Below are 628 nucleotides of genomic sequence, written 5' to 3'. Positions count from 1 at the left end.
CCGGCACACCGCGCAGGACGTCCGTCAGCGACCAGTCGGTGTACGGCGCTCGCGCCGTACACCGACTGGTCGCTGACGGACGTCCTGCGCGGTGTGCCGGGCGCCCCGGGGCTCGACCGCGTCGACGTGGTCCAGCCCGCGCTGTTCGCCGTGATGGTCTCCCTGGCGGCACTGTGGCGCTCGGTGGGCGTCGGGCACTCGCAGGGCGAGATCGCCGCCGCCCATGTGGCGGGCGCGCTCGGTCTCGACGACGCGGCACGGGTGGTCGCCCTGCGCTCCCGTGCCATCGCCGCACGGGCCGGCGACGGCGGGATGGCGGCCGTCGCACTCGGCGCCGCCGCGCTCCGGCCCCTGATCCAGCGCCTGCGTGGACACGTGTACGTGGCGACCGTCAACGGCCCGGCGTCGACCACCGTCGCGGCCGGAGCGGACGCGCTGGACGAACTGCTGGCGGCCTGCGCCGCGGCAGGGGTCGACGCCCGGCGGGGGCCCCTGATCCAGCGCCTGCGTGGACACGTGTACGTGGCGACCGTCAACGGCCCGGCGTCGACCACCGTCGCGGCCGGAGCGGACGCGCTGGACGAACTGCTGGCGGCCTGCGCCGCGGCAGGGGTCGACGCCCGGCGGG

1 protein-coding gene is annotated in these 628 nt (G+C 77.2%); it reads left to right on the top strand.

The annotated features are described in order from the left end of the window. Positions 1–628 (top strand): acyltransferase domain-containing protein (locus EAO77_RS37390; RefSeq protein WP_147992714.1); only part of this gene is annotated, 628 nt, incomplete at both ends.

Origin of the sequence: Streptomyces sp. T39 (assembly GCF_008042045.1) — a bacterium.
Taxonomy (GTDB): domain Bacteria; phylum Actinomycetota; class Actinomycetes; order Streptomycetales; family Streptomycetaceae; genus Streptomyces.
The sequence above is the reverse complement of the archived record's forward strand: the minus strand, read 5'-3'. Positions and strand labels throughout refer to the sequence as shown.